This is a genomic window from Nonomuraea sp. NPDC049625, from assembly GCF_040675285.1.
GTDB lineage: Bacteria > Actinomycetota > Actinomycetes > Streptosporangiales > Streptosporangiaceae > Nonomuraea > Nonomuraea angiospora_A.
The window spans coordinates 104,327-130,131 of the sequence record NZ_JBFAOQ010000009.1; the positions used below are offsets into that span (position 1 = coordinate 104,327).

Sequence of the window (25,805 nt, forward strand, 5' to 3'; positions counted from 1 at the left end):
GCCGGTCCACTTTGGGCGGCGGGGTGCCGCGCCTACGCGGCGGCGGTGCGCGCCCGCGAGCCGTTCGTGGTGATGGCGAGCCTGTCGAGGTAGAGCAGCTGGGCGGCCACGACGGCGACCAGCGCGACGGCGACGACGAGCAGCGGCGTGGCGGCGCCGACGTCGGGCTTCGCCGCGGCGAAGGAGCCGAGCTGGGCCATCTGCGCCACCGGCGCGGTGAACAACGTCGGCTTCTGGGCGACCAGCAGCGGCCAGAGCAGGTCCTGGGCGTTCATCAGGGCGACGGCCCCGGCGAGGATGCCCGCCATGGGGAGCGACGGGAGGAACACGCCGCCGAAGAAGTCCTTGTCGGTGCGCTCGGCCAGCCCCTTGCACAGGAGCGTGAGCACGAGCAGGGCCGGGACGCTGACGAGGAGGGGTGGGACGAGGGCCAGGAAGGAGTCGATGAGGCCCATGTTGCGCATGTTCTGCCAGTTGGCGACGCCGAGGGGCCCCGTACCGACGAACAGCCACGGCGCGAACACCAGCAGCAGCCACTCGCTCCCGCGCCCCAGCGGTCGCAGGCCGCCGATCCCGAGCGCGGCCAGGTAGGCGACGCCCACCGAGACGACCGCTCCGCCGATCGCCGGGACCCACGTGTTCACCTGGGAACGCAGGGAGCTCGCCTCCGAGGTGGGCGAGGCGAGCACGCCGTCGATCCACGGCCAGGCGCACACGAGCGCGACGGCGAGGAAGACCACCAGCGCCACGATCCCGACGGCCATCCCGACGGTCCCGGCACCACGTCCGCCGGCCGCGCCCGGCGCCGCCACGGGAGCAGCTGCAGGGGCCGCCCCCGGCGCGATCGGCCCCGCCGCAGGGGCGGTCGGCACTCCCCCAGGTGAGGTCGGCACGGTCGCGCCCGGCTCAGGCGCGGTACGCGGGGTCAGCGTGACGCTCAGCCGGGAGGCCGCCACGACGACCGTCGCGACGATGCCCAGCACGCCGAGGATCACCCCCGTGAGGGTCGCAACGGACGCGCCAGGGCCGAACTCGGCCATCCGGAAGGCGGAGTCGTACTCCAGCCCTGCGAGCGTCTCTGTGGAGCGCTCAGGGCCGCCCCGGGTGAGCACGAGGCCGAAGGAGAACGTCTGGAGCCCGATCGCGACCGTGGCGATCGCGACGAGCACCCCCACCACGAGCATCGCGGGCCCCACACCGCCGCGAGACGGCCCGGAAAAGCCCCGCGCATCGGAGAAGCCCTGCGGGACGGAGCCGGCGCGCAGGGCGGGCAGGAACGCCATGACCGCCAGCGCGCACACCACCCCGAACGTGCCGGCCGCGACGATCAGCCGGAGCGTTCCAGGCGCGGTCGCGGGATCGCGCAGCCCTTCGGCCAGCCCCGCCAGACCCGGCGCGTCCGGCGCCAGCCCGCGCATCCAGGCCGCCGCCACCCCCACCGGCGAGAACGTGACGATCGCCAGCGACAGCGCGATCCGCCCGGCCCTCCGCGGCCACGTGCCCGCCCGGTCGAGCGCCACCGCCAGCAGCGGCGCCACCACCACGGCCACCAGCAACGGCATCGCGACCAGCGACAGCGTGAACCACGCCGCCCGCCAGAACTCGCCGTCGCCCAGCAGCCTGCCGTAGTTGGCGAACCCCACGTACGTGCTCTCGCGCAGGACGCCGCCCCTCTGCAGGCTGAGCCAGATCGTCTGGGCCGTGGGCAGCACGAGCGAGATCAGCGTGCCGAGCAGCGCGGGCACGGCCAGCAGCCAGCCGAGCGCCGGAGAGGGGGCCTGTGGAGGGGTGGGGGAAGTCACGTCGCCCGACCCTACGCTGCCCCGTCCCTTCTCGCACCCGAAGAAAGCCCCGGAACCCACCCGCGCCGAAGAAAGCCCCGGAGCTCTTCTCACGCCCGGAGGAAGCCCCGGAGCGCCGCATGAGGGCGGGCACGCATGAGTAAGGGCCCGGCGTGGCCGAGCCCTTACGTCGTGCGACTGCTAGTCCAGCGCCGCCAGCACGTCGTCCGGCACGTCGAAGTTGGCGAAGACGTTCTGGACGTCGTCGCTGTCCTCCAGCGCGTCGATGAGGCGGAACACCTTCTTGGCGCCCTCCTCGTCGAGCGGCACGCTCATCGTCGGCAGGAAGCTCGACTCGGCCGAGTCGTAGTCGAGCCCGGCCTCCTGCAGCGCCTTGCGGACCGGCACCAGGTCACCGGCCTCGGAGACGACCTCGAACGACTCGCCCAGGTCGTTGACCTCCTCGGCGCCCGCGTCGAGGACGGCCATGAGCACGGTGTCCTCGTCGAGCCCGTCCTGCTTGGGCACGATCACGACGCCCTTGCGGTTGAACATGTAGGAGACGGACCCGGGGTCGGCCAGCGAGCCGCCGTTGCGGGTCAGCGCGACGCGGACCTCGGAGGCGGCGCGGTTGCGGTTGTCGGTGAGGCACTCGATGAGCACCGCGACGCCGCCGGGCGCGTAACCCTCGTACATGATGGTCTGCCAGTCGGCGCCACCGGCTTCGAGGCCGCCGCCCCGCTTGCGGGCGCGCTCGATGTTGTCGTTGGGCACGGAGTTCTTCTTCGCCTTGAAGATGGCGTCGAAGAGCGTGGGGTTGGCGTCCGGGTCGGGGCCACCGGTCCGTGCCGCCACCTCGATGTTCTTGATGAGCTTCGCGAACAGCTTGCCGCGCTTGGCGTCGAGCGCGGCCTTCTTGTGCTTCGTCGTCGCCCATTTGGAGTGGCCGGACATTACCTAGAGCTCCCTCACCATGTCTACGAAGTAACGGTGCACGCGCGCGTCCCCGGTCAGCTCGGGGTGGAACGACGTCGCGAGCAACGGCCCTTGACGGACCGCGACGATCCTATCCCCAGGCTCGCACCTGCCCAGCACTTCGACGTCGCCGCCGATGGATTCGACCCAGGGAGCGCGGATGAACACCGCGTGCACCCGCTCCCCCGCGAAGTCCAGGTCGGACTCGAAGGAGTCGACCTGGCGGCCGAACGCGTTGCGCCTGACCACCATGTCGATGCCGCCGATCGTCTGCTGTCCGGCGACTCCGTCCTCGATCCTGTCGGCCAGCATGATCATGCCGGCGCAGGACCCGTAGGCGGGCATGCCTTCCTTGATCCGCATCCGCAGCGGCTCCAGCATGTCGAAGGTCTCGGCGAGCTTCCACATCGTGGTCGACTCCCCACCGGGGATGACCAGGCCGTCGACCGCGTCCAGCTCGGCCGGTCGGCGCACGGCGGTGGCCGACGCTCCTGCCTCCTGAAGCATGCGCGCATGCTCGCGCACGTCTCCCTGGAGAGCGAGTACACCGATCGTGGGCACAGTCGATCCTTCCGTCTGGGTGCGGGTTCCGACAATTCAACACCAGGATGGCCTGGGATCTTCCTAAGGGGCCACTTTGACGTGGACGGGCTTGTGGTCGGACAGCGTCACGTCCCGCCCGACGCGGCAGCTCCGCACCGTGCCTTCGGGCGCGAACAGGTAATCGAGCTTTTTACCCTCCCTCGTCCACCGGCCGGTGCGCCGCGTGCCGCGCTGGTCGCATTCCTGGTACGCGCGGTAGAGCGGAGCGACGGCCCGGCGGCCGGCGGCGCTGCCGTATCCGCTGTCCGGGGGCGCCACGTTGAGGTCTCCGCCGAGGATCGTGCGGTGTCCCGGCTCGGCCGCGATCTCGAGCAGCCGCCTGATCTGCCTGGTCCGGTAGGGGGCGCCCGGTTGGCGGTCGTCGTCGGCCCGGCCCGAGGACAGGTGGGTGCCGCAGGCGCGCACCTTCCTGGCGGGGACGGTGGCGCAGAGGACGGCGCGCGTGACGTACCAGGGCGGGGCGGGCAGCGGGTGGGCCTCGAAGGTGGCGGCGTCGCCCGCCACGGCGACCGCGATGCTCTGCGCGCCGCGCGGGCGGCCGAGGCGGTCGGGGTGGCAGGCGTACGGGGTGCCGTCGTGGGAGGTCAGGCCCCATGAGCCGATGGTCCAGTTGCGACCGGTGCGCTGTTCCAGCCAGAGTTCGAGCGTGCCGGCCGCGCCCGTGCAGAACTCCTGCAGGAAGATCACGTCAGGAGGGCCGTTCTTGATCGCGTAACCGCCGATGCTCTGCGCCAGTTCGAGCGCGCCCGCGCGGTAGAGGGGGCACGCCGAGTTGGTGCCCGCGCAGACGTTCCAGGTCATCACGGACAGCTCGGCTCTCGGGGGAGCCGCGAGCAATCCGGCCACGAGTAATAGGACAGGTCCCACCATGTCAGGAAATTATCAACCAGCGGGAGCCACGGCGTCCTGGAGTGTGTGGTCGGTGTCCACCCGGCTCAGGACGCGCAGGTGGTGGCGCCGGACGTAGAGGATGGCCATGCCGACGAAGCAGCAGGCGGCGCCCAGCGCGTACGGGACGGCGACGCCGATCTCCTCCCCCAGCTTGGTGGCGATGAACGGGGCCAGCGCGCCACCCATCCAGCGCACGAAGTTGTAGCCCGCGGAGGCGACGGGCCTGGGCGCGTCGGAGACCTCCATGGCCGACTCGGTGAAGACGGTGTTGTTGAGGCCGATGGGGATGCCGGACAGCACGGTGAACAGGATGATCCCGACATGTCCGGACAGCGCGATGCCGATCTGGAACACCGCCAGCAGCGCCAGCGCCAGGTGCAGCACGTTCACCGAGCCGATCTTGCGCTGCAGCGGCGGCGCGCCGAACACCGAGGCCAGCGCCACGCAGACGCCCCACCCGAAGAAGACGGCGCCGATGCCGTACGGCGACATGTGCAGAATGAACGGGGTGAAGGCCAGCACGGTGAAGAACGCGAAGTTGTAGAAGAGCGCGGTGAAGGCCGTGGTGGACAGGCCACCGTGGGCGAGCGCCCTGATCGGGGCGGCGAGGCTGGTCCTGGCCGCGGGCTTGGGGGTGGCCTTGAGCAGGGTGACGATCAGGACGAAACCGACGGCCATGAGGGTGGCGGTGCCGAAGAACGGGGCCCGCCAGTTCCAGTCGCCGAGCAGGGCGCCCACCAGCGGGCCGGCGGAGATGCCCAGGCCGAGCGCGGCCTCGTACAGGATGATCGCGGCCTCGGCGCCGCCGCTGGCCGCGCCCACGATGACGGCCAGCGCGGTGGCCACGAACAGCGCGTTGCCCAGGCCCCAGCCCGCGCGGAAGCCGACGAGCTCGCCGACGCTGGTGGAGGTGCCGGCGAGCGCGGCGAAGACGATGACGAGCGCGAGCCCGGCCAGCAGCGTCCGCTTGCCTCCGATGCGGCTGGAGACCCAGCCGGTGATCAGCATCGCCACTGCCGTCACCAGGAAGTAGCTGGTGAACAGCAGCGACACCTGGCTGGGGGTGGCCTTCAGACCTTGGGCGATGGAGGGGAGGATGGGGTCGACGAGGCCGATGCCCATGAAGGCCACGACCGCGGCGAACGCGGTGGCCCAGACGGACGTGGGCTGGCGAAGAATTCCGCCGCCGGATTGCATGGGGCTCCTTTACCGGGGGTTGCGGCTTTACCGGGCTTTGCCGGGCTTTACCGGGGGTTGCGGCCGAGCTTGGCCAGGACGGGCAGCGCGGCCGCCAGCGTGGCGCGCTCGTCGTCGGTGAGCGCGGCCAGCTCCTGGCTGAGGTGGGCGATCCTGGCCCGCCGCACGGCGAGCAGCCGGTCGCGGCCCTCGCCGGTCAGCTCGACCGTCCTGACGCGGGCGTCGGCCGGGTCGGAGCCGCGCGCCACCAGGCCGGCGTCCTCCAGGCGGTTGATCTGCACGGTCATGGTGGGCAGCTGGACGGCGTGCTCCTCGGCCAGCTCGGTCATGCGGCGCGGGCCGGGTTCGAGCGAGCCGAGCACGGCGTACTGCTGGCTGGTGACGGGTTGGCCGGCGACGGTGCGCCTGAGCAGGAGGACCAGGTGGCGCAGCACCGTGGAGACCTGCTCGGCCAGGCGGGTGGGGTCGTCCCTCATGCTTAGCCCAACTAACTTAGCCTGGCTAATATTCCGCCGAAAGAAAAGCGGCACCCCGGGCCGGGGTGCCGCTCTCCGGAGCTGTCGTCAGGGACGCTCGGTCTCCAGGCGGACCGTCTCCTCCACGGTCAGCTGCTGCTGGGCGCGCAGCGTCGGGTCGAGCGGCCTCAGGTACGTCTGCTGCACCCCCGGCACCCGGTCCTCCACGACGAACGTGGCCCGCGTGTAGACCTCGGCCCCCGGGGTCTGCACCTTCGGCACCACCCTGAAGTCCGCGGTCATCTGGTCCCGCTCGATCTTCGTCAGCACGTAACCGCGCTGGTTGTTGTAGAACTTCAGGTGCGGGTTGATCGCCAGGAACGGGTGCGTGGACGGGTCGGAGTCCGCCCCGTTGCCGCCCGTCGAGATCGAGGTGGCCACCAGCTCGGAGCCCACCGACGGCCCGGTCGGGTCGTCGTAGTTCAGCTTGAGGTCGCTGGCCCAGTGAGCGTGCACGTCGCCGGTCAGCACGACGGCGTTGCGCACCTTGGCGTCCACCCAGCCCTGGGTGATGCGCTGCCGGGAGGCGACGTAGCCGTCCCAGGCGTCCTGGCTGGTGATCTTGGCGGGGCCGGCGTTGTTGTCGCGCTGGGCGAAGAAGACCTGCTGGCCGATGATGTCCCACTGCGCGCGGGAGTGGTGGAAGCCGTCCAGCAGCCAGGACTCCTGCTCGTTCCCCGTGATCGAGCGCGCCGGGTCCACGGCGGCCGGGCAGTCTCGGTAGCCGTCGCCGCAGCCCTGGTCGTCGCGGTACTGGCGGGTGTCGAGCATGTGGAACATGGCCATCCGCCCCCACCGGATCCGCCGGTAGAGCTGCATGTCGATGCCGCGCGGGATGGAGGTGCGGCGCAGCGGCATGTTCTCGTAGTAGGCGCGGAAGGCGGCCTCGCGCCTGGCCAGGAAGTTGGGCTGGGGGACCTCGGGCTTCTCGGGGATCTCGTCGGCCCAGTTGTTGTCGACCTCGTGGTCGTCCCACACCACCAGCCACGGCGCGGCGGCGTGCGCGGCCTGCAGGTCGGGGTCGGCCTTGTACTGGGCGTGGCGCTGGCGGTAGTTGGCCAGGGTCTCGGTCTCGGGGCCCTCGTGGTCGCGGACGTTGCCGCCGGGGATGGTGTAGGTGTCCTTGGTGTACTCGTACTGGTAGTCGCCCAGGTGCAGGACGAGGTCCGGGTTGTCCTCGGCCAGCCTGCGGTACGAGGTGAAGTAGCCGTGCTCGTACTGGGCGCACGAGACGAACGCCATGGCCAGCGAGCTCCCGTACGAGAGCGGGTGCGGCGCGGTGCGGGCCCGTCCGACCGGCGAGACGTACTTGCCGACGCGGAAGCGGTACCAGTACTCGCGGTCGGAGCCCAGCCGGTCGACCTCGACGTGCACGCTGTGGCCCCACTCGGGCGTGGCCACGCTCACGCCGGAGCGGACGACGCGGCGGCAGTTCTCGTCGGCGTACACCTGCCACTGCACCGGGAACGGCCGCTGCGGCATGCCGCCGAACCCGTCCTCGGCCAGCGGCTCCTGGGCGAGCCTGGTCCACAGGACGAAGCCCTCATGGTCCGGGTCGCCGGAGGCGACGCCGAGCGTGAAGGGGTCGGTACGCAGCTCGCGCGAAGCCGCCGCGACGTCGGGATCGGTGCCGGGATCGGCGAAGGCGGCGGTCGCGGGGATGGTCACGGCGGCGCCCGCCGCTAACCCTGTGACCAGAAAGTGCCGGCGGTTCAGCTTGGACACGAGACGCTCCTGTGACGATCAAGGGTGAGGGGGACGCCAGGTAGCTTTACTGAAGATCATGACTACTTGGTGAACGCCACACAACACCAAAAAGGCGACATCCTTCGCGGATGCCGCCTCTTCTGGCGATTTTCATCGTCACGCTGTGGTGTGCCTCCGCCTGCCGTACGTGATCATGTCACACGGGCGGGCCGGGCGAGCCGCAACGACGCGCCGCCTACCAGCCGCGCTCGGCCAGGCGGTGCGGCTGCGGGATCTCGTCGACGTTGATGCCGACCATGGCCTCGCCCAGGCCGCGCGAGACCTTGGCGATGACGTCGGGGTCGTCGTAGAAGGTGGTGGCCTTGACGATGGCCGCGGCGCGCTTGGCCGGGTCGCCCGACTTGAAGATGCCCGAGCCCACGAACACGCCCTCGGCCCCGAGCTGCATCATCATCGCGGCGTCGGCCGGGGTGGCGATGCCGCCCGCGGTGAACAGCACGACCGGCAGCTTGCCGGTCTTGGCGACCTCGACGACCAGCTCGTACGGGGCCTGCAGCTCCTTGGCCGCGACGTAGAGCTCGTCCTCGGGCAGCGAGGTGAGGCGCTTGATCTCGGCGCGGATCGTGCGCATGTGGGTGACGGCGTTGGAGACGTCGCCGGTGCCGGCCTCACCCTTGGAGCGGATCATGGCCGCGCCCTCGGTGATGCGGCGCATGGCCTCGCCCAGGTTGGTGGCCCCGCACACGAACGGCACGGTGAACTGCCACTTGTCGATGTGGTTGGCGTAGTCGGCGGGGGTCAGCACCTCCGACTCGTCCACGTAGTCGACGCCGAGCGCCTGCAGGACCCTGGCCTCGACGAAGTGGCCGATGCGGGCCTTGGCCATCACGGGGATCGACACGGCCGCGATGATGCCGTCGATCATGTCGGGGTCGCTCATCCTGGACACCCCGCCCTGGGCGCGGATGTCGGCGGGCACGCGCTCGAGGGCCATGACGGCCACCGCGCCGGCGTCCTCGGCGATCTTGGCCTGCTCGGGGGTGACGACGTCCATGATGACGCCGCCCTTGAGCATCTCGGCCATGCCACGCTTGACACGGGCGGTTCCGGTGACGGGGGTGCTTTCAGGCGTGCTGGTCGACACGGTCATCCTCACGGCTCTCACGGCTTCGGTAAGTTATCAACCCCATGGTAGGTCCTGAAGGACCCCTCCCCCGACATGCCAAGATGTCAGGATTTATCGCCATACTTGGACAGATAGGCGCTAGGGGATGACGGGTTTGCGGCTGGCGAGCGCCACCCAGACCTGGCCGGGCGCGAAGTTCATCGGGTCGCCGCTCTCCGTGGTGAACGTCGTACCGGTGTCCTCGGATTCCCGCTCCCAGTTCGCCTTGTACGCCTTGCCGTCGCGCAGCACGATCGCCTTGCCCTTGCCCGTGGTGTGCACGAGCGGCGTGTAGCTCTGGTTCTTGTCGTGGAACTCCGAGCGCTCGGTCTTGGTGTACTGGATGACGACCGTGGGCGCGCCGAGCTGGCCGCCCTCCGCCGCCATGTCCTTCTTGCCGTCCTGCCAGATCAGCCACTGCTTCTTCTCCTCCGACCAGGCGAAGGTGAAGCGCGCCGCGGGCCACTTGACGCTGTACGACTTCTTGTCCACGCCGCCCTCGGCCGGGGCGTCGCCGAAGGTGAAGCCGATGTCCTTGGCCTTGCTCGCCTTGGGGGCCTTGCCGAGGAGGTCCTTGGTGTTGGCGAAGAGGTTGTAGGGGGCGAAGCGGCCCGGCTGGCGGAAGTACGCGCCGGGGTTGCGCGTGTCGCCGACGTCGAACAGCGACGCCTTGGCCACGAACGGCAGCATCTTGGTCTGCACGCCCGAGTAGGCGAAGGCCGGCTTGCCGAACTGCGGCGTGATGTGCAGGTCGGAGATGCGGGCGCTGCGGACGGGGCCCACCTTCGCCGGCACCTTGGAGGAGAAGATCGCCATGAGCCGGGTCAGGCCCGCCTCGACCTGCTCGATGTAGACGATGTCCGCGCTCTTGAGGCCGAGCTGCGGCTTGCCCGCCGCGGTGTTCTCGATCTTCACCGCGAGCACCGGCTTCAGGCCGTCGTACGGCTTGCCGGTGAACGGGTGGCCCTCGGGCGCCTCGGTGGGCTCCTCGCTGGGCGCGGCCGTGGCGGCCTGGGGCGCCTTACCCGGGGCGGGCGCCTCCGAGGAGGAGCAGGCCGCGACAGGCAGCAGCACCGCCGCTCCGGCCAGTGTGACCGTGATCATCCGGGGTAGCCGCACGTGAACACTCCTCGCTTCAGCCCGAAAACGGGATGAAGCTTACTGGCTTCCTCAAATGAGGTCATTCAGTTGCCATAGCCGCCGGCGGATTGTCATCGATTTCGAAGAATTGCGGATATTCGGTATGGCCCGCCAGGCGGAGGGTTCTGGCCAGCCAGCGCCGCTGCGCCGCCCGCGTGACCGCAACCGCATTGTTGTAGAAGCGGCGCGAGTAGACGACCTTGGCCACCGCCGAGTCGAGCTCGTCCAGCAGATCGCCACCACCGGGCGACTCCGCCAGCTTCTCCCTGAACCGCTCCTGGTCCACGACCGCGCGCAGGGTGCGCGACAGGTCGCTCTCGGCGTGCTCGCGCTCCTCCGGGCCCGCGCTCCTGGCCTCGTGCGCCGCGGCGGCCAGCACCAGGGAGGTCGCGGGGTCGAGCAGGCGCGAGCCGGCCAGCTCCAGCACCACCGCCCTGCGCCGCATCAGCGCGGCGTCCAGCGACTCCTGGGCCAGCTCCAGCCGGATGTGCAGGCGGTCGAGCCGGCCCGCGCGCCAGGAGATGTAGACGGCCGTGAGCACCACGACGAGGCCCACGACCAGCACGATGATGGTGGATGTCACAGATCTTCCTCCACGCGCCCCGCCCCGCTCGTGGCGACCGTCTCGTAGACGCGTACGACGTCCCGCGCGACCGTCGACCAGTCGTACTTCCGCACCGCCACCAGCGCCTCGGCGGCCAGCTTGGCCCGCCGCTCGGGCGCGTCGAGCAGCGCGCCGGCCTCGCGCGCCAGCGAGCCGGCGTCGCCGTTGGCGAACAGCGCGCCCGCCTGCCCCTCGCCCAGCACCCTGCGGAAGGCCGGGATGTCGCTGGCCAGCACCGTCGCCCCGGACGCCATGGCCTCGGCCAGCACGATGCCGAAGCTCTCCCCGCGCGTGTTGGGCGCGCAGAACACGTCGACCGAGTGGTAGGCGCGGATCTTGTCGGCCTCGCTCACCATGCCCAGCACGGTCACCCGGTCGTGGAACTCCTTCGGCACCCGCTCGTAGACGTCCTTGGCGTCGCCGGGCCCGGCCAGGAGCAGCTTCAGGCCCGGCCGCTCGGCCGCGAGGGTCCTGAACGCGTCGAGCAGGATCGGCAGGCCCTTGCGCTCCTCGTCCATCCGGCCGAGGAAGCCGACCGTGGCGCCGTCGGGACCCCAGCCGTCGAGCGGCTCGGCGTCGGTGTAGCGGGAGACGGTGACGCCGTTGGGGATCAGCACGGCGTCGCCGCCGAACTGCTCGACCAGGCTCTTGCGGGCCGCGTCGGAGACCGCGATGCGGCCCATCAGCTTCTCCAGCGCGCTGCGCAGCAACGGCTCGGCCACCGCGATGGCCCGCGAGCGCGTGAACGAGGCGTGGAACGTGGCCACGATCGGCCCCCTGGCCGCCCAGCAGGCCAGCACGCCCAGGCTCGGGATCAGCGGCTCGTGGATGTGCAGCACGTCGAACCCGCCCGTACGCACCCACCGCCGCACGCGCGCGGCCGACAGGAAGCCGAACGACATCCTGGCCACCGACCCGTTGTACGGCACCGGCACCGCCCGGCCCGCGCCCGTCACGTACGGGGGCAGCTCGTCGTCGTCGGCCGCCGGCGCGATCACCGACACCTCGTGCCCCTGCGCGATCAGCGCCTGGGCCAGGTCGTCGATGTGCTGCTTGACCCCGCCCGGCATGTCCCACGAGTAGGGGCAGACGATGCCGATCCTCATCGCGCGAGGTCTTCCAGCCAGAGCCGCTGCAACATGTGCCAGTCCTCCGGGTGCTCGGAGATGCCCTTCTCGAACACGTCGGTCAGCCCCTGCGCCACCGCCGCGACCTTCTCCTGCCGGGTGCCCTCGGCCGGGACCGGGACCTCCTCGTGGATGTGGATGCCCCAGTCGTCGCCGACGTTGTAGAGGATGGCCGGGAGCAGCGCGGCCCCCGTCTGCACGGCCAGCAGCGGCGGCCCGGCGGGAACCTTGGTGGCCGCGCCGAAGAAGCGCACCTCGACGCCGCCCTTGGTCAGGTCGCGCTCGGCGGGCAGGCACACGACGCCGCCCTTGCGCACGCGGGTGGCCAGCGTGCCGAAGTTGTGCCCGTCGCCGCCGGTCAGCGGCAGCACCTCCATGCCGAGCCCTTCGCGGAAGGCCACGTACCGGCGGAACAGCGACTCCGGCTTGAGCCGTTCGGCCACCGTCGTGAAGGGATGGCCGATGCCCACCAGCCACGCCCCCGCCTGGTCCCAGTTGCCCATGTGGGGCAGCGCCAGCACCACGCCCCGCCCGGCCGCCACGTTGGTGTGGACGTGCTCGGCCCCGATGGTGTGGCTGCGCCGCACGATCTCCTCGACGCTCATCGACGGCAGCCGGAAGATCTCGTGGAAGTAGCGGAAGTACGAGCGCATGCCGGCCCTGCTGAGCTCGCGCATCTCGCGGCTGCCCGCGTCGAGCCCGGTCACCCTGGCCAGGTTGGACTCCAGGCGGCGTACGGACTTGCCCCGCCTGCTCCAGATCCGGTCGGCCAGGAAGCGGAAGACCGCGGCCGTCGGGCGCTCGGGCAGCAGCGGCACGAGCTTCCAGCCCGCCGCGAACCCCGCGGCCACGACACGATCACCGAAGGACGCCTTGTCGCTCATCTCTCCCTCGTCTGCCGGTGGACGGCCACCACGCGCTGCCCCACGGTGAACACGCTGGCCGCGGCGAGCAGCCACATGCCCACGGGAAGAATGTACGGAACGCCGAGCCCCGCGAAACAGGCCGCGACGAGCGCGACGACCAGCCGCTCGGGCCGCTCGGCCAGCCCGACGTCGGCCGTGAGCCCGAGCCCCTCCGCCCTGGCCTTGGCGTACGACACCAGGGAGCCCGCGATCAGGCACACCAGCGTCACGGCCGCCATGAGCGTGTCGTGCTTGGAGATGAAGTAGAGGATCAGCCCGGCGAAGATGGCCGCGTCGGCCACCCTGTCGAACGTCGAGTCGAGGAACGCGCCCCAGGTGGAGCCGCCCTTCCCGCCGAGCCTCGCCACCACGCCGTCGAGCAGGTCGAACAGCACGAAGACGGTGATCGCGAGAGCGCCCCAGGTCAGCTGACCCAGGGGGAAGAAGAGCAGGGCGGACACGACCGTGCCGAGGGTGCCGATCGCCGTGACGGCGTTCGGGCCGATCCCGCGGCCGACGAGGGCCCTGCCCAGCGGGGTGAGTATCCGGGTCATGGCCGGGCGCAGGAGTTTGAGCATCGCGGTCCGATCGTAGGCCATGGAACGCCTGACAACTTTCTTTGCCCCACCCCCCTTGTGATATCCGCCACAGGGGTATTTGGTGAACACACCGCGTCCATGCGGTTTCCAGACACCCTCCGCTGGGGCGCGGTCGTTGGAACATCCGGCGACGTGGGAGGCTGTTGTGGCAGAGAAGAACACCGGTGGCGCTGCGGGAGCCGCGGGCAGGGCACCCACGGCCGACAGGGCGGATGCGATACGCAATGTCGTGCTGGTCGGCCACTCAGGAGCGGGTAAGACGACCCTCGCCGAGCAGCTGCTGGCCGCGACCGGCACCGTCCAGCGCGCCGGCCGGGTGGAGGACGGCAACACGGTCAGCGACTTCGACGAGGTGGAGGTCCGTCAGCAGCGGTCGGTCAACCTCGCCGTGGCGCCGCTGGTGCACAACGGCATCAAGATCAACCTTCTCGACACCCCCGGTTACGCCGATTTCGTGGGCGACCTGCGCGCGGGACTGCGCGCGGCGGACGCCGCGCTGTTCGTGGTCTCCGCCTCCGAGGGGATCGACGGCCTCACCCAGATGCTGTGGGAGGAGTGCGCCCAGGTCGGCATGCCGCGGGCGGTGGTGATCACCAAGATCGACCACCAGCGGGCCGACTTCGACGAGGTCCTCGTGACGTGTCAGGACGTCTTCGGCGACGGCGTCGCGCCCCTTTACCTGCCCGTCATCACCAACGGCCACGTGAACGGCCTGATCGGGCTGCTGTCGCAGAAGTTCTACAACTACGCCACGGGCACCCGCACGGAGAAGGAGCCCGGCCCGGACTACGCGGCGCAGATCGAGGAGCGCCGTGGCGAGCTGATCGAGGGGATCATCCAGGAGAGCGAAGACGAATCGCTCATGGAGCGCTATCTCGAAGGCGAGCCCATCGACACCAAGGTCCTGGTGGAGGACCTGGAGAAGGCCGTCGCGCGCGGCAGCTTCTACCCGGTGCTGTGCAGCGGGCTCGGCGTCGGCGCGCCGGAGATCCTCGAGATCATGACCCAGGGCTTCCCCTCGCCCCTCGAACACCCGCTGCCCGAGATCACCGACCTGTCGGGCAAGCCGGTCAAGAACATCGCCTGCGACCCCGACGGCCCGCTCGTGGCCGAGGTCGTCAAGACCACCAGCGACCCGTACGTGGGCCGCATCAGCCTCGTACGCGTCTTCTCGGGCACGTTGCGCCCCGACATGACCGTGCACGTGTCCGGGCACGGCCTGGCCGACCGCGGGCACGAGGACCACGACGTGGACGAGCGCATCGGCACCCTGACCTGCCCGCTGGGCAAGCAGCAGCGTCCCGCGGCCAAGGGCGTCGCGGGCGACATCATCGCGGTGGCCAAGCTGTCGCGGGCCGAGACCGGTGACACCCTGTCCGAGGTCGAGCAGCCGCTCCTGATGACCGCCTGGGCCATGCCCGACCCGCTCCTGCCGGTGGCGATCAGGGCCAAGTCGAAGGCCGACGAGGACAAGCTGTCGCAGGCCCTGGCCCGGCTGGTGGCCGAGGACCCGACCCTGCGGCTGGAGAACAACGCCGAGACCAGGCAGCTCGTCCTGTGGTGCATGGGCGAGGCGCACACCGACGTGCTGCTCGACCGCCTGGCCAAGCGCCACGGCGTCGAGGTCGAGCGGGTCGACCTGCGGGTGCCGCTGCGCGAGACGTTCGGCGGCAAGTGCCAGGCGATGGGCCGCAACGTCAAGCAGACCGGCGGCCACGGCCAGTACGCGATCTGCCACCTCGAGGTCGAGCCGCTGCCGTCGGGCGGCGGGTTCGAGTTCGTGGACAAGATCGTGGGCGGCGTCGTGCCGCGGCAGTTCATCCCGTCGGTGGAGAAGGGCGTGCGGGCCCAGATGGAGCGGGGCGTCGTGGCCGGCTACCCGATGGTGGACGTGCGCGTCACCCTGTACGACGGCAAGGCGCACTCGGTCGACTCCTCCGACATGGCCTTCCAGATCGCCGGCCAGCTCGCGCTGAAGGAGGCGGCGGCGAAGGTGCCGACGCTGCTGCTGGAGCCGGTGGACGAGCTGTCGGTGCTCGTCGCCGACGACTACGTGGGGTCGGTGATGTCCGACCTGTCGTCGCGGCGCGGGCGGGTGCTCGGCACGGAGCCCGTCGGCACGGGTCGTACGCTGGTCAAGGCCGAGGTGCCCGAGCTGGAGATCACCCGGTACGCCATCGACCTGAGATCCATGTCGCACGGCACCGGGACGTTCCAGCGGGCCTTCCTGCGCTACGAGCCCCTTCCGCCGAACCTCGCGAGCAAAGTGGCAGTCACCGCGGACTGAGGCTGGACAGAGCCGGGAGGGCTTTGCTCCCTCCCGGCCCAGCCGTTTACTTTTGTCACAGAAGCATCACGAGTCGATTTCTTTTTTTCGTACCGAGCATGCCGGAGCAACTGCCACACTGGGTGGCATTATGCGAACTGGACGCCCACTCCTAGCCGCTGCTGCTCTCGCGGTCGTCACCACCTCCGCCGCCTACGTGTTCGGCCCCGGGGCCGGGGAGAGCCCAGCAGCGACCAAGAAGAAGACGGCCGTCGCCGCCGCACCCGACGCATCCGCCGCGGCCTGCAAGGCCGACGCCCGCTATCCCAAGCGCGAGCTGCGCGGGGTGTGGATCGCCACCACCCAGAACATCGACTGGCCCTCCAAGACCGGGCTCTCGCCCGACCGGCAGCGGGCCGAGTACGTCAAGATCCTCGACGGCGCCGCCAAGCGCAACCTCAACGCGGTCTTCGTCCAGGTCCGGCCCGCCTCCGACGCGCTGTACAAGTCGTCGCTGGAGCCCTGGACCCAATATCTGACGGGCACGGCCGGCAAGGATCCCGGCTGGGATCCGCTGCCGTTCCTCATCGACGAGGCGCACAAGCGCGGCATGGAGTTCCACGCCTGGTTCAACCCGTACCGCGCCTCCTACGGCGACAGCACCGCCAAGCTGCCCGCCGGGCATCCGGCGCGCAAGCACCCCGACTGGACGATCAAGTACGGCGGCCGCCTCTACTACAACCCCGGCCTGCCCGCCGTCCGCGACCACGTGACCAAGGTCATCACGGACGTGGTGTCCCGGTACGACATCGACGGGGTGCACTTCGACGACTACTTCTACCCGTATCCGGCGGCGGGGCAGAAGTTCGACGACGCGGCGGCGTTCGCGAAGTACGGCGACGGCAAGAAGCTCGCCGCCTGGCGGCGCGACAACGTCAACACGCTCGTCGCCCAGGTGGACAAGGCCGTCCACGACGCCAAGGGGTACGTCAAGTTCGGGATCAGCCCCTTCGGCATCTGGCGCAACAAGTCGAACGACCCGACCGGCTCGGACACTTCGGGCATGTCCGCGTACGACTCGATTTATGCGGACGCGCGCGCCTGGATCAAGTCGGGCACCGTCGACTACGTGCTCCCGCAGCTCTACTGGCCGCGCGGCCACAAGCTGGCCGACTACGACACGCTGGCGGCCTGGTGGTCCGACGAGGTCAAGGGCACGGACGTGCAGCTGTACATCGGCCAGGGGCTCTACCGGGTGGGCGCCAAGGACGACCGGGCCTGGACGAAGCCCGGCGAGCTGGCCGCCGAGGTGGGCGTCAACCGTGACCACAAGCAGGTCAAGGGCGAGGTCTACTTCAGCGCCAAGAACTTCCTGGACAACCCTCTCGGGTCCGTGGACCGCGTCGCCAAGAACCACTACTCCCGCCCCGCCCTGCTGCCCTTGATCAAGGAACGCGGCGGCTCCGCCCCTCCCGCCCCCGCCGGGCTCAAGGCCAACGGCACCCAGCTGTCCTGGAAGCCGTCCCAGGGGGCGCGGACGTACGCGGTGTACCAGGTGCCGAAGTCCGGCAAGGACTGCCACGGCACGGACGCCCGCAACCTGGTCGCCGTCGTGACGAGCCCGTCGTTCACGGCCGCGCCGGACGGGACCTACGCGGTCACGGCCGTGGACCGGCTCGGCCACGAAAGCAAGACCACCAAGGTCAAGACCCCGGCCCCCTGACGCCGCCACCCACGCGGAAAGCGCGCCACGCGGGGCCGCACCACACCGGGCCCGCGCCGCCCTGGGCCCGCACCACACCGGGCCCGCGCCGCCCTGGGCCCGCACCACGCGGAGAGCACACCACATCGGCCCCGCACCACGCCGGAACCCGCATGCCGTCGAGTGCGCGCCACACCGGGGACGTGCCACACCGAATGCGCGTCACGCCGGGGACGCCCTCAACACCTCGTCCCCGGCAGCCGCCCAAACCGCGCCGCAACGGCGAGACGTCGTACGGCGGAGCCCGGCGCAACACGCACGGCGCCCACCACAACCGCCCAGAGCGGGAAAAGCTCACCCGAATGAAACGGCGCACGTGATACATGCACCGCATGAGAGGGTAGTCGGGTCCGGTGGCGCCGGAACATGACCTTGCTCTACCGTGCCACGGAATCATTCGATCACGGAAGGTCATCGGGATGAGGCGCACGCTGGCCGTGCTGGCCGTGCTGGTCGGGCAGGTCCTGCTCGGCCAGGGACTGTTCACCGGCCCGGCCCAGGCCACGAAGGACGCGAGCGCGGGCCGGGTCGCGCTCATCGGCGTGTCCGGCCTGCACTGGAACGACATCACCCAGTCGGACTCCCCCAACCTGTGGGAGCTGGCCAGATCCAGCGCGATCGGCTCGCTGTCCATTCGTACCGTCGGCGGGGTGACCTGCCCCTACGACGGCTGGCTGACCGTGTCGGCGGGCACCAGGTCGGCGGCCGGGTACAGCTGCGGCGCGCCCCCCATGCCCGAGCAGCAGGGCGCGGGCGCGGTCATCCCCGACTACCGCTACCTCCTCGACGTGGCCGGGCAGCGCAACGCGGGCACGCTGGGCGAGTCGCTCAAGGCCGCCGGGCAGTGCTCGATCGCCATCGGCCCCGGCGCCGCGCTGGGCCTGGCCGACCGGCAGGGCGCGGTCCAGGAGTACCACTCCTCCCCGCTCCAGGTCGGCACGCCCGATCTCGAACGGTGCCGGATGATCGCCATGGACGTGGACGACCTCGTCAGCCCCTACCTGGCCGGCGGCAAGCTGCCCAAGGTGCCCGACCAGCTCAGCGCCGCCGAGCGGCGTGACGCGCTGCGGATGGCCGACGCCAAGGCGGGCGCGCTGCTGTCGGTCCTGCCCGCCGACACGACGGTGCTGCTCGCAGGCCTGTCCGACCACGGCTCCGTACCCCACCTGCGGGTGGCCGCGCTGCGCGAGCCCGGCGCGCAGGGCCACCTGCTCGGCGCGGCCTCCACCCGGCGCGAGGACATCTCGATCCTGCCCGACCTGACCTCCACGATCCTGACCAAGCTCGGGGTGCCGGTCCCGAGCACCGTGATAGGCGTCCCGCTGCAGGTCGGCGGGCCGGGCGCGACGTTCGAACAGCTCCAGCGGGCCGACGCCACCGCGCAGGCCATCCGCTCGATCAAGGGCATCTACTTCACGGTCGTGGCCGTGCTGCAGGTGCTGTTCTACGTGGTCGCGTTCCTGCTGCTGCGCCGCCGCAAGGGCCTGGCACCGGTACGTTTCGCGGCCGTCGCCCTCGCCTCCCTGCCCGTCTCCAGCTACCTGGTCAACCTGCTGCCCTGGTCGAGCCTGCCGCAGCTGGTGGCCGGGGTGCTCGGGTGGGCGGCGGTCGTCACGGCGGTGGCGTTCGCGGGGCCGTGGCAGCGATGGCCGCTGGGCCCGCTGGCGGTGGTGGCCGGGATCACCGCGCTCACGCTGGCGGGCGACCTGCTGACCGGTACGACGTTGCAGCTCAACAGCATCATGGGCTACAGCGCGGACGTCGGGGCCCGCTACTACGGCCTGGGGAACATCCCGTTCGCGCTCCTGGCCACCGGCACCCTGCTGGCCACCACGGTGATCGCGCACCGGTGGCCGGGCAAGGTGGGGCTGGCCGCGATCGTGCTGCTGGGGACGTTCGCGATGGTGCTCGGCGGCTCCGGGATGGGCAGCGACTTCGGCGGCGTGATCGCGTTCGTGCCGGGCATCGCGGTGACCGCGCTGCTCCTGGCGGGCAAGCGGGTCTCGCTGGTGAAGCTGGGCGCGTTCCTGGTGGCCGGCGGGTTGATCGTGATGACGTTCGCCTGGCTCAACTACCTGAAGCCGGCGGACGAGCAGACGCACCTGGGCAGGTTCGTGGGGCAGGTGCTGAGCGGTGAGGCGTTCGACGTCATCCTGCGCAAGCTGCAGGCCATGCTGGCCACCCTGCTCAGCCCCAACCTCATGCCGATCGTGATCGCGGCCGCCGCGTTCCTCGTCTACGCGATCCTGCGGCCCGAACAGGCGTCGGCCGGGGTGGTGCCCGCCGCGTTCGAGCACTCCCCCGCGCTGCGCGCCGGGCTGATCGGCACGCTCGTGAGCGGCGTGGTCGGGATGCTCGTCAACGATTCGGGCGCGGCCGTGCTGTCCATGGCCCTGGCGCTGGCCGTACCTCTGCTGCTGGCCACCGGCATCGGCGCGCTCCGGCGCGACCGCGAGCCGGTCACCGGCCCCGTGTCGTCGGACTTAGCGACCGCGACGAAGTAACGCAGCACCGAACGGAGTAGCGCCGCCTCCCGGAAGCGGCCACGAACGTCCGGACACCAGGCGCTGCCCCAGAGCGGGTCAGTCCCAGGCGTCGGCGAGCAGCTGGCGGGTGTCGCGGAGCAGCTGCGGCAGGACCTTGGTCTGGCCCACGACCGGCATGAAGTTCGTGTCGCCACCCCACCTGGGCACCACGTGCTGGTGCAGGTGGGCGGCGATGCCGGCGCCGGCGACGTGGCCGAGGTTCATGCCGACGTTGAAACCCTGCGCGCCGCTGGCCTTGCGCAGCGCGCGCAGCGACTTCTGCGTGAACTCCCCCAGCTCGACCAGCTCGGCCGGCACCAGCTCGTCGTAGTCGGACACGTGCCGGTAGGGGACCACCATCAGGTGGCCGGAGTTGTACGGGTACAGGTTGAGCACGGCGTAGACCGTCTCGCCCCGGGCGACGATCAGGCCGTCCTCGTCGCTCATCTTGGGAATCGCGTCGAACGGGCACCCGTCATCGGGGCCGCTGCCCGTCGGTTTGTTCTCGCCCTTGATGTAGGCCATGCGATGCGGGGTCCACAGACGCTCGAAGTTGTCGGGGGACCCTGCCCCTGCCTGATCGTGCATACCTAGCAGCATAGGACCACGGACAAACGGCCCGCTCTTCCGGCACAATCCCAAGCATCGCCTACAGGAGGCCGCGATGAGCGACGCTTTAGCCGAGCACGACTTAGCCGAGCACGACTCCCTGCCGACCGCCCACTCCACCCCGTCCGCCGACACCCCGTCCGCCGACACCCCCGACCCGGCCACGGCCCCCGCTCCTGACCCGGTCGAAGACGTGAGCTCCGCCCTCACCGGCGTGCAGCCCTCGGAGGCGCCCTCCTTCGGCGCCGTCGTCAAGGGCCGGATCAAGGTCGCCGACGAGGTGGTCGAGAAGGTCGCCGCCCTGGCGGCTCTCGAGGTGACCGGGGTCGCCGACCTGGGCGGCGACCTGGCGCGGGCCTTCGAGTCCGTACGCGACCGCATCGGCATCGGCTCCCGGCGCGCCAACCAGGGGGTCAGCGCGCAGATCCAGGACCGTACGGTGGCCGTGAGCGTGACCATCGTGGTGGAGTACGGGCATGTGGTGATGGAGGTGGCCTCCGAGGTCAAGACGAACGTGGCCAGGAGCGTCAGCCACATGCTCGGGATGCGGGTCGCGGAGGTCAACGTGACGGTCGACGACGTCCGCCTCCCGGGCGAGCCCCGCCGCCCCCTCCGCGACACCTCCGACGGCGACACTCACCCCTCCCCCCTCTGACACCCCTCCGCCCCCGTCTCCCTCCGCCGCCCCTTGAGCCCGTCAGCCGCGCCCTCGGGGGATCGGGCGTTCCTGAGCACCGGCCCTCGCGGAGCGACCCGGCGCCTGCGGCAGCCCCCGGCCCCCAAAGGGCGGCCCGGCGCCGGAGGCGCGTCCAACTGCGCCTCAGGCGGCCCGATCCCGAAGGCGGCCCGGTGGCCGGGGCGCGTCCAGTTGCGCCTCAGGCGGCGGTGTCCTCGTCCGGGGCGGGTGCCGTCCGAGCGGCCATCCCTTCGGTGCGCATGCACCCGAAGGCCACGATCCCCGGGCTTCGAGGGACGGCCGGGGCACCGCGTGAAGCCAACGCCCGCGCAGGCGCGCCTTTAGGGTGTGGGCCATGACCGAGCAACTGGAGCCCGTGCCCGACGACTGGCAGCGCGCCCTCGCCATCGTGGCGCACCCCGACGACCTCGAGTACGGCTGCGCCGCCGCCATCGCCACCTGGACCGACCAGGGCCGCGAGGTCGCGTACCTGATCGTCTCCAGGGGCGAGGCGGGCATCGACACGCTCGTCCCGGCCGAGGCCGGGCCGGTGCGGGAACGGGAGGAGCGGGCCAGCGCGGCCGTCGTCGGGGTGACGAGCGTGGAGTTCCTCGACCACGCCGACGGGGTGATCGAGTACGGCACCGCGCTCAGGAAGGACATCGCCGCCGCCATCCGCAGGCACCGCCCCGAGCTGGTGATCACCCTGAACCCGGACGACACCTGGGGCGGAACGTACTGGAACACTCCCGACCACCGGGCCGTGGGCCGCGCCGTCCTGGACGCCGCCGGGGACGCGGGAAATAGGTGGATATTTCCGGATACGGAGGCAAAGCCCTGGAACGGCGTCCGCTGGGTCGCCGTCGCGGGCACCGACTCCCCCACCCACGCCGTGGACGTCACCGACGGCCTGGAGCGCGGCGTGCGCTCGCTCGTCGAGCACCGCGCCTACATCGAGGCGCTCACCGATCAGGACCCCGAGTCGTACGCCCGCGACCTCATCGAAGGCTTCGCCCACCAGGCGGCCGAGCGCTTCGGCGGCCGCCCCGCCATCACTTTCCGCCTGTTCACCCGATGACCCCCGAGCCTGAGGCCGGACGACGAAAAACGGCGGAGCCGTGAGACTCCGCCGTTCTCGTCATCGCGTCAGACCTGGACGCGCCGCTCCACGGTGTTGACGATCTCCGCCACGGCCTCCTCGATCGGGACGCCGTTCTTCTGCTCGCCGTTCCGGTAGCGGAACGACACCGCGCCGTTGGCGATGTCGTCGTCACCGGCCAGCAGCATGAAGGGCACCTTGGCCTTCTGCGCGTTGCGGATCTTCTTCTGCATCCGGTCGTCGGAGGCGTCGACCTCGATCCGGATGCCGCGCTCGCGCAGCTTCTTGGCGACGTCCTGCAGGTAGGGCACGTGCGCGTCGGCGATCGGGATGCCCGTCACCTGCACCGGCGAGAGCCAGGGGGGGAAGGCGCCCGCGTAGTGCTCGGTGAGCACGCCGAGGAAGCGCTCGACGGAGCCGAACAGCGCCCGGTGGATCATGACCGGAGTCTGCCGGCTGCCATCGGCCGCCTGGTATTCGAGGCCGAAGCGCTTGGGCTGGTTGAGGTCGAGCTGGATGGTGGACAGCTGCCAGGTGCGCCCGATCGCGTCCTTGGCCTGAACGGAGATCTTCGGGCCGTAGAAGGCCGCGCCGCCCGGGTCGTCGACCAGGTCCAGCCCCGACTCGGTGGCCACCTGGCGCAGCGCCTCGGTCGCCTCGTCCCACTCGGCGAGCTCGCCGATGAACTTGTCGGACTCGTCGCGGGTCGACAGCTCCAGGTAGAACTCGGGCAGGCCGAAGTCGCGCAGCACGCTGAGCACGAACCTCAGCAGCGACTTGATCTCATCGGCCATCTGCTCCCGGGTGGTGTAGATGTGCGCGTCGTCCTGCGTCATGCCGCGCACCCGGGTCAGGCCGTGGACCACGCCCGACTTCTCGTAGCGGTAGACCGAGCCGAACTCGCACAGCCGCAGCGGCAGCTCGCGGTAGGACCGCCCGCGCGCCCGGAAGATCAGGTTGTGCATCGGGCAGTTCATCGGCTTGACCCGGTATTCGATGCCCTCCAGCTCGAACGCCGGGAACATGTCGTCGGCATACCACGGCAGGTGCCCCGAGGTCTCGAACAGCGACGACTTGGTGATGTGCGGCGTGTTGACGAACTCGTAGCCCGCCTCCGCCTGCCGCCGGCGCATGTAGTCTTCCATCTCCTTGCGGATGATCCCGCCCTTGGGATGGAAGATCGGCAGGCCGCTGCCCAGCTCCGGCGGGAAGCTGAACAGGTCGAGCTCGACACCCAGCTTGCGGTGGTCGCGCTTCTCGGCCTCCTCCAGCAGCTTGAGGTAGTCGTCCTGCTTCTCGCGGGACTCCCAGGCGGTGCCGTAGATGCGCTGGAGCTGCGGGTTCTTCTCGCTGCCGCGCCAGTAGGCGCCGCCCGAGCGCATGAGCTTGAACGCCGGGATCGACCGGGTGGACGGCACGTGCGGGCCGCGGCACAGGTCCTTCCACTGCAGCTCGCCGGTCTTGGGGTCGAGGTTGTCGTAGATGGTGAGCTGCCCGGCCCCCACCTCGACCGACTCCTCGTCGGCGGCGCCGCCCTTGAGCCCGATCAACTCCAGCTTGTACGGCTCCGCCGCCAGCTCCTCGCGCGCCTCGTCGTCGGAGACGGGCCGGCGGGAGAACAGCTGCCCCTGCTTGACGATCTCCCGCATGCGCTTCTCGATGCGCTTGAGATCGTCGGGGTGAAAGGCCTGGGCGACGTCGAAGTCGTAGTAGAACCCGTTGTCCACGGGCGGCCCGATGCCCAGCTTGGCCTCGGGGAACAGCTCCTGCACCGCCTGCGCCATGACGTGGGCGGTGGAGTGGCGGACGATGGCCCGGCCGTCCTCGCTGGAGACCTCGACCGGCTCGACCGCGTCACCCTCGGACAGCGGCTGCGCCAGGTCACGGAGCTCGCCGTTGACCCGGGCCGCGATGACCGAGCGGCCGTCGGCCTCGAGGGCCTCTCCGGCCGTCGTGCCGGCCGCGACCACACGCTCGGCTCCGGCGAGGGTGATGCGTAGCTCGGCTGACACGGTGACTCCCTTGGATCGCGCCCCGGCGCTCGGCACCGGAGCTGCTTCGATGGTGAACACCGATGCTATCGCGGGTCAAACCCAATATTTGTCAGCGCTTGCCGCGTCCCGTGGAACACGTTGCGGTCGAGCGGGCTCTGGGCGTACTGATGTACGGCCCAGTCGCGCCAGGGTGGCGGCACCGCGGGTTCCCCGCGCGGCTTGTCGGGGGCGGCGATCCATAACGGGTACTCGCCCAGGCCCGCGCAGTGTCCGCCACGCGCGAACGCCCGGAAGGTGTGGACGAACGGCCGCGCGCCGCCGTGCCGCTCGACGTGGTGGCACCAGCGGCGCGCGTGGCGGGCGACCTGCTCGGGGCGCAGGCCGTCATCGGTCTCCAGGCCGAGGGCCACCAGGTCGCCGGCGCGTAACCCGCCCGCCGCGTCGATCGCGGCCAGGAAGTGGCGCGCCTGCTCGATCGGGTCGCCCCCGGGCCTGGCGCGGTGGTACGCGCCGCGGACGATCCGGCTCTCGCGCATGCCGGTCCAGTTGCGTTCGAACAGCTTGTCGGTGAAGTCGCCGCCCTCGGTGGCCTTGGCGAACGCGAAGGTCACCCCGTCCGCCGCGTGGCTGGCCCAGTCGACGGGCCCCTGCCAGTCGGACACATCAACGCCATGCAGCAAGCGATCTTCACCCCGCCGGAGAATTATGGAGATGTCTTGGGGTCAGCCCTTCGCCGCGCCGATCAGCAGCGCCCGCGTGCGTTCCCTGCTCGCGAACACCGAGCCCACGAAGTCGGTCACACCGGCTTCCCGCAGGACGTCGAGCTTGGCCAGCACCGCGTCCTCGTCGCCCACGATGGCGACGTCTCCCGGAGTGGCCGCGCCTTCCCTGTCGAGCATCGCACGATATGAGGGGAGGTGTCCGTAGACAGCGAAGATCTCGTTCGCGCGAGCGACGGCGGCGGCGGGGTCGTCGGTGACGCAGATCGGCAGCGCGCAGACGATCCTGGGCGCCTCGCGGCCCGCCTCGGCGGCGGCCGTGGTGATGGTGGGCGCCACGTGCTGGGCGACCGTCTTGGGGCCCGTCATCCACAGGACGGTGCCGTCGGCCACGGTGCCGGCCAGCTTGAGCATGCGCGGGCCGAGCGCGGCGACGAGCACCGGGAAGCCGCCGCCGGGCGTGGTGAGCCGCAGGTCGGCCTTGAGCGTCTCGCCCTCGTACTTGACGTGCTCGCCCCGGCTGAGCGGGAGCAGGATGTCCAGGTATTCCGACATGTGCCGGTACGGGCGCTCGAAGCTGTGGCCGTACATGCCCTCGATGACCATCTGGTGCGACAGGCCGATGCCGAGCGCGAGGCGCCCGCCGAGCGCGGCGTTGGTGGTCATGGCCTGCTGCGCCAGCACGGCCGGGTGGCGCGGGTAGGTCGGGACGACGGCGGTGCCGAGCTCGATGCCGGGCACCTGGCCCCCGGCGGCGGCCAGGGCGGTGAGGGCGTCGAGGCCGAAGATGTTGGAGAGCCAGGCCGAGGTGAAGCCGTCCTCCGCCGCCTGGGCGATCTGGGCGCGCAACCCGCCGATCGGGTCGTCTCCTTTGGGCTCTGTCAGGTAATAACCGAATCGCATAGGAACCGAACTCCGTTCTAGTAATCGACGGAACTGTACCTTC

Annotated in this window: 22 protein-coding genes; 5 read left to right on the forward strand and 17 right to left on the reverse strand. The window is 70.7% G+C overall.

All coding sequences use genetic code 11. The annotated features are described in order from the left end of the window. Positions 1 to 32: 32 nt before the first annotated feature. The 13 genes from AB0J87_RS34930 to pgsA all read right to left on the reverse strand — a co-directional run bounded on the left by AB0J87_RS34930 (position 33) and on the right by pgsA (position 13,209). On the reverse strand, positions 33 to 1,802 hold the full coding sequence (locus AB0J87_RS34930) for a sugar ABC transporter permease (RefSeq protein ID WP_363972118.1): 1,770 nt from the start codon (positions 1,800 to 1,802) through the stop codon (positions 33 to 35). 180 nt (positions 1,803 to 1,982) lie between these two features. Beyond that, positions 1,983 to 2,735, reverse strand: coding sequence for a YebC/PmpR family DNA-binding transcriptional regulator (locus AB0J87_RS34935; RefSeq protein WP_350727170.1), 753 nt, complete (start codon positions 2,733 to 2,735; stop codon positions 1,983 to 1,985). Between the two features lie 3 nt (positions 2,736 to 2,738). After that, the gene (gene pdxT / locus AB0J87_RS34940) at positions 2,739 to 3,317 is read right to left on the reverse strand and encodes a pyridoxal 5'-phosphate synthase glutaminase subunit PdxT (RefSeq protein WP_363972120.1); all 579 of its coding nucleotides are present in this window, start codon (positions 3,315 to 3,317) and stop codon (positions 2,739 to 2,741) included. A 63-nt stretch (positions 3,318 to 3,380) separates the two neighbouring features. After that, positions 3,381 to 4,205: an endonuclease/exonuclease/phosphatase family protein gene (locus AB0J87_RS34945; protein ID WP_363972122.1), complete on the reverse strand. Its 825-nt coding sequence runs from the start codon at positions 4,203 to 4,205 to the stop codon at positions 3,381 to 3,383. A 36-nt stretch (positions 4,206 to 4,241) separates the two neighbouring features. Then, positions 4,242 to 5,447, reverse strand: a complete 1,206-nt coding sequence (locus AB0J87_RS34950) for an MFS transporter (protein ID WP_363972124.1) — start codon at positions 5,445 to 5,447, stop codon at positions 4,242 to 4,244. Between the two features lie 47 nt (positions 5,448 to 5,494). After that, positions 5,495 to 5,923 carry a MarR family transcriptional regulator gene (locus tag AB0J87_RS34955; protein ID WP_185077116.1) on the reverse strand — a complete coding sequence of 143 codons (429 nt, stop codon included), beginning with the start codon at positions 5,921 to 5,923 and terminating at the stop codon, positions 5,495 to 5,497. Between the two features lie 87 nt (positions 5,924 to 6,010). Beyond that, positions 6,011 to 7,687, reverse strand: a complete 1,677-nt coding sequence (locus AB0J87_RS34960; protein WP_350727166.1) for an alkaline phosphatase D family protein — start codon at positions 7,685 to 7,687, stop codon at positions 6,011 to 6,013. 217 nt (positions 7,688 to 7,904) lie between these two features. Further along, positions 7,905 to 8,819, reverse strand: a complete 915-nt coding sequence (gene pdxS / locus AB0J87_RS34965; protein WP_350727165.1) for a pyridoxal 5'-phosphate synthase lyase subunit PdxS — start codon at positions 8,817 to 8,819, stop codon at positions 7,905 to 7,907. 114 nt (positions 8,820 to 8,933) lie between these two features. After that, a complete protein-coding gene (locus tag AB0J87_RS34970; protein WP_363972127.1) occupies positions 8,934 to 9,953 on the reverse strand; it encodes a DUF3048 domain-containing protein in 1,020 nt (339 codons plus the stop codon). 61 nt (positions 9,954 to 10,014) lie between these two features. Continuing rightward, positions 10,015 to 10,557 (reverse strand): hypothetical protein, encoded by a 543-nt coding sequence (locus AB0J87_RS34975; RefSeq protein ID WP_355198438.1) that lies wholly within the window; start codon positions 10,555 to 10,557, stop codon positions 10,015 to 10,017. Next, positions 10,554 to 11,684 (reverse strand): glycosyltransferase family 4 protein, encoded by a 1,131-nt coding sequence (locus AB0J87_RS34980; RefSeq protein ID WP_363972129.1) that lies wholly within the window; start codon positions 11,682 to 11,684, stop codon positions 10,554 to 10,556. The genes AB0J87_RS34975 and AB0J87_RS34980 overlap by 4 nt, the downstream gene beginning before the upstream one ends. After that, positions 11,681 to 12,589: a phosphatidylinositol mannoside acyltransferase gene (locus tag AB0J87_RS34985; protein ID WP_363972131.1), complete on the reverse strand. Its 909-nt coding sequence runs from the start codon at positions 12,587 to 12,589 to the stop codon at positions 11,681 to 11,683. Before AB0J87_RS34985 ends, AB0J87_RS34980 begins: the two co-directional genes overlap by 4 nt. Beyond that, entirely contained in the window at positions 12,586 to 13,209 is a 624-nt protein-coding gene (pgsA, locus tag AB0J87_RS34990) for a phosphatidylinositol phosphate synthase (protein ID WP_350727160.1), read from the reverse strand. Before pgsA ends, AB0J87_RS34985 begins: the two co-directional genes overlap by 4 nt. Before the next feature lie 145 nt (positions 13,210 to 13,354). On the opposite strand from pgsA, the gene AB0J87_RS34995 reads away from it, so the two are divergent. The 3 genes from AB0J87_RS34995 to AB0J87_RS35005 all read left to right on the forward strand — a co-directional run bounded on the left by AB0J87_RS34995 (position 13,355) and on the right by AB0J87_RS35005 (position 19,741). Then, complete coding sequence (locus AB0J87_RS34995) at positions 13,355 to 15,496, forward strand: elongation factor G-like protein EF-G2 (protein ID WP_363972133.1); 2,142 nt, start codon at positions 13,355 to 13,357, stop codon at positions 15,494 to 15,496. A gap of 130 nt (positions 15,497 to 15,626) precedes the next feature. Further along, a complete protein-coding gene (locus AB0J87_RS35000; RefSeq protein WP_363972135.1) occupies positions 15,627 to 17,198 on the forward strand; it encodes a family 10 glycosylhydrolase in 1,572 nt (523 codons plus the stop codon). Between the two features lie 458 nt (positions 17,199 to 17,656). Then, on the forward strand, positions 17,657 to 19,741 hold the full coding sequence (locus tag AB0J87_RS35005) for a hypothetical protein (RefSeq protein ID WP_363972137.1): 2,085 nt from the start codon (positions 17,657 to 17,659) through the stop codon (positions 19,739 to 19,741). Between the two features lie 78 nt (positions 19,742 to 19,819). Here the strand turns inward: AB0J87_RS35005 and AB0J87_RS35010 are convergent, their stop codons facing one another. Next, a complete protein-coding gene (locus AB0J87_RS35010; protein WP_350727156.1) occupies positions 19,820 to 20,350 on the reverse strand; it encodes an HIT domain-containing protein in 531 nt (176 codons plus the stop codon). A 76-nt stretch (positions 20,351 to 20,426) separates the two neighbouring features. On the opposite strand from AB0J87_RS35010, the gene AB0J87_RS35015 reads away from it, so the two are divergent. Both AB0J87_RS35015 and AB0J87_RS35020 read left to right on the forward strand, forming a co-directional pair. Then, a complete protein-coding gene (locus AB0J87_RS35015; protein ID WP_363972139.1) occupies positions 20,427 to 21,026 on the forward strand; it encodes an Asp23/Gls24 family envelope stress response protein in 600 nt (199 codons plus the stop codon). Between the two features lie 376 nt (positions 21,027 to 21,402). Beyond that, a complete protein-coding gene (locus AB0J87_RS35020) occupies positions 21,403 to 22,125 on the forward strand; it encodes a PIG-L deacetylase family protein (protein WP_363972141.1) in 723 nt (240 codons plus the stop codon). A 68-nt stretch (positions 22,126 to 22,193) separates the two neighbouring features. Here AB0J87_RS35020 and thrS read toward each other — a convergent pair whose 3' ends face one another. Genes thrS through AB0J87_RS35035 form a run of 3 tightly spaced genes read right to left on the reverse strand, consistent with a single transcriptional unit; the run spans position 22,194 to position 25,762 of the window. Beyond that, a complete protein-coding gene (gene thrS / locus AB0J87_RS35025; RefSeq protein WP_363972919.1) occupies positions 22,194 to 24,194 on the reverse strand; it encodes a threonine--tRNA ligase in 2,001 nt (666 codons plus the stop codon). 29 nt (positions 24,195 to 24,223) lie between these two features. After that, positions 24,224 to 24,802: a glycoside hydrolase family 25 protein gene (locus AB0J87_RS35030; RefSeq protein ID WP_363972143.1), complete on the reverse strand. Its 579-nt coding sequence runs from the start codon at positions 24,800 to 24,802 to the stop codon at positions 24,224 to 24,226. 60 nt (positions 24,803 to 24,862) lie between these two features. After that, positions 24,863 to 25,762: a TIGR03564 family F420-dependent LLM class oxidoreductase gene (locus AB0J87_RS35035; protein WP_363972145.1), complete on the reverse strand. Its 900-nt coding sequence runs from the start codon at positions 25,760 to 25,762 to the stop codon at positions 24,863 to 24,865. Between the last annotated feature and the right edge of the window lie 43 nt (positions 25,763 to 25,805).

Excerpts from the sequence above, each read along its gene's own strand:
- AB0J87_RS34935 (WP_350727170.1), bottom strand. The coding sequence starts at position 2,735 with ATGTCCGGCCACTCCAAATGGGCGACGACGAAGCACAAGAAGGCCGCG.
- AB0J87_RS34950 (WP_363972124.1), bottom strand. The coding sequence starts at position 5,447 with ATGCAATCCGGCGGCGGAATTCTTCGCCAGCCCACGTCCGTCTGGGCC.
- AB0J87_RS34955 (WP_185077116.1), bottom strand. The coding sequence starts at position 5,923 with ATGAGGGACGACCCCACCCGCCTGGCCGAGCAGGTCTCCACGGTGCTG.
- pdxS (WP_350727165.1), bottom strand. The coding sequence starts at position 8,819 with ATGACCGTGTCGACCAGCACGCCTGAAAGCACCCCCGTCACCGGAACC.
- AB0J87_RS34980 (WP_363972129.1), bottom strand. The coding sequence starts at position 11,684 with ATGAGGATCGGCATCGTCTGCCCCTACTCGTGGGACATGCCGGGCGGG.
- AB0J87_RS34985 (WP_363972131.1), bottom strand. The coding sequence starts at position 12,589 with ATGAGCGACAAGGCGTCCTTCGGTGATCGTGTCGTGGCCGCGGGGTTC.
- pgsA (WP_350727160.1), bottom strand. The coding sequence starts at position 13,209 with ATGGCCTACGATCGGACCGCGATGCTCAAACTCCTGCGCCCGGCCATG.
- AB0J87_RS35000 (WP_363972135.1), top strand. The coding sequence starts at position 15,627 with ATGCGAACTGGACGCCCACTCCTAGCCGCTGCTGCTCTCGCGGTCGTC.
- AB0J87_RS35005 (WP_363972137.1), top strand. The coding sequence starts at position 17,657 with ATGAGGCGCACGCTGGCCGTGCTGGCCGTGCTGGTCGGGCAGGTCCTG.
- AB0J87_RS35010 (WP_350727156.1), bottom strand. The coding sequence starts at position 20,350 with ATGCACGATCAGGCAGGGGCAGGGTCCCCCGACAACTTCGAGCGTCTG.
- AB0J87_RS35015 (WP_363972139.1), top strand. The coding sequence starts at position 20,427 with ATGAGCGACGCTTTAGCCGAGCACGACTTAGCCGAGCACGACTCCCTG.
- AB0J87_RS35020 (WP_363972141.1), top strand. The coding sequence starts at position 21,403 with ATGACCGAGCAACTGGAGCCCGTGCCCGACGACTGGCAGCGCGCCCTC.
- AB0J87_RS35035 (WP_363972145.1), bottom strand. The coding sequence starts at position 25,762 with ATGCGATTCGGTTATTACCTGACAGAGCCCAAAGGAGACGACCCGATC.